3 protein-coding genes are annotated in these 1,799 nt (G+C 66.7%); 1 reads left to right on the top strand and 2 read right to left on the bottom strand.

From position 1 onward, the window contains the following. Nucleotides 1-440: 440 nt before the first annotated feature. Together AB1609_22905 and AB1609_22900 are read right to left on the bottom strand one after the other, a co-directional pair. Entirely contained in the window at nucleotides 441-746 is a 306-nt protein-coding gene (locus AB1609_22905) for a spore coat protein (protein MEW6049284.1), read from the bottom strand. Nucleotides 747-802: 56 nt separating this feature from the next. After that, nucleotides 803-988: a hypothetical protein gene (locus tag AB1609_22900; protein ID MEW6049283.1), complete on the bottom strand. Its 186-nt coding sequence runs from the start codon at nucleotides 986-988 to the stop codon at nucleotides 803-805. Nucleotides 989-1,192: 204 nt separating this feature from the next. Here AB1609_22900 and AB1609_22895 point away from each other — a divergent pair. Continuing rightward, nucleotides 1,193-1,799, top strand: a 607-nt coding sequence (locus tag AB1609_22895) for a hypothetical protein (GenBank protein MEW6049282.1), incomplete at its 3' end; no start/stop codon positions are given.

Here is a 1,799-nt window from a genome sequence, read left to right as displayed (position 1 = left end):
CTGGACCTTCCACTCGATGGAGGCGGACGCCTCAAGACCGGCCTGCTGTGCAGGCGCAGCCTGAGGGGGAGCGGCATATACGGGTACCACGGCCATGACTACCAGTGCTGCAACCAACCCGATGCACCATCTTCGTGCTGAGGTCATCACAGCATACCCCCTTCTTCAGGAGTGTTTCGGCGAGATGCTGGCAGTTGGGTCGGTGCGGCGTACGTTGCACCTGTCGCTCAGGGAATGGGAATTGCACCCATGCCAAGCGCCGGCCACGCAGAAGCTGCTGGCGCCAACGTGGCAGCCGCTGCGTGAGAGCCAGATACGCCACGGCGGGGCACACGAGACCTGGGCCGGCGGGCTGAGACCGCTCAAGAAGAGAAGGGGCTGCACCACGCAGCCCCCTGTACGGGGTCGAGCCAGGTGAGCGTGTGGCACCGGTGGCCCGGTCAGGCCCGGAACGTGCCGCCGTCCCGCTCGTACCCGAGTCCCGCCGCGGCGGGCACGCCCTGGTAGAACTGGCGCACTCTCTGAATCTCTGCGTGGTCGGCCTTTCCCGACGCCAGATACCAACCCTTCTGCTCCAGCAGCCGGTAGAGTTCCCACTGGGCTGCCTCGCAGGACTGGCGCATCTGCATGAAGGTGTTGCGCAGGTTCGCATCCGAGCACTCGATGGCGGCCTTCGTCAGCTCCACCGCCTGATGTTTCAGCATGTCCAGGCAGTCCGAGCCCATCTCCCTGTCCTGGAAGGGCATGGAGATCTCTCCTTTCAGCTCGAGAAGAATCGGGCGGCCTGCAGCCCGGCCCAAACTTAGCCCAGAAAGCCCATGAGCTTCTGGACGTTCTGGTTGCAGAGGCTGGCCAGGTGCTGGAAGTGGTTCTTGAGTTCGGGGTCAAGGCAGTGCTGCGCGTAATGGTTTAGTTTGTCGACGCACAGCCGCTGTTCCCCGATCATGTGGCGAAGCGTGTCCAGCTCCATCATGGTGAGGTGAGCCATCCGTCTTGCCTCCTTTCTTGTGGCATGACGCCGACGGTAGTATGCGCCGGGCCGCGGAGCAGCTTGCGCCCGGTGGCGGCCGGGCCCGACGAAGAGGCTGTCCAGCCCCAACGCCCGTCATGGGGTGGAAAGGGCGGCCCGACATGAATCGTTGGGGCGTGGGGAATGCTCGCGGAAGGGCAAGGCAGTTGCCCGGAGGCTCGCATGATTCAGGTGGGTACCTGGCAGCAGCATCGAAAGCCGGTAGAACAGCGGCTGCGCGACCTCGCTCGGCTCATGGAGGGGCGCGGATTCCCGGTGGAGGTCGGGGAGTGGTCGGCCGGTGGGTACGTCTTTTTCGTTTGCCGCAGCGGTGGACAGGATCCGCACGGCGCCGCCCTTACGCCCATCCTGCGGTCGCAGCTCGCCACGGCGGTGGGGGAGGCCGTCGTGGGCCCCCTGACCGACCGGTGGCTGGAGCATCGCCTCACGGTGGAAGCCTATAACCGCCGCTACCCACTGACTCCCTCCATCCGCAACCGGGGGGTCGTGATGGCCCGCCAGCTGGTGGAAGCGCCGCCGGCCGACCAGATCTCGGCCAACGGCGCTGCTGCGGCGCCGCCCGCCTTCGCTGCGTCAGAGGCGTCGGGACAGGGGGCTCCGGGCGCGGGTGCGCTTGGGGGAACCGTGCTCACCACGAATCTGCTGCGCTGGCAGGCCCGCCTCTCCCGCCAGTTCGTCGAAGCCCTGGCGGCTCGGCCCCAGGGCACGGTGATCGAGTCCGTGGTGTGGTTCCACTCGCCGTCTTACATGGGCGCCCTCAAGCGGGCGG

This window comes from Bacillota bacterium (assembly GCA_040754675.1).
Taxonomy (GTDB): Bacteria; Bacillota; Limnochordia; order Limnochordales; family Geochordaceae; genus Geochorda.
The sequence above is the reverse complement of the archived record's forward strand: the minus strand, read 5'-3'. Positions and strand labels throughout refer to the sequence as shown.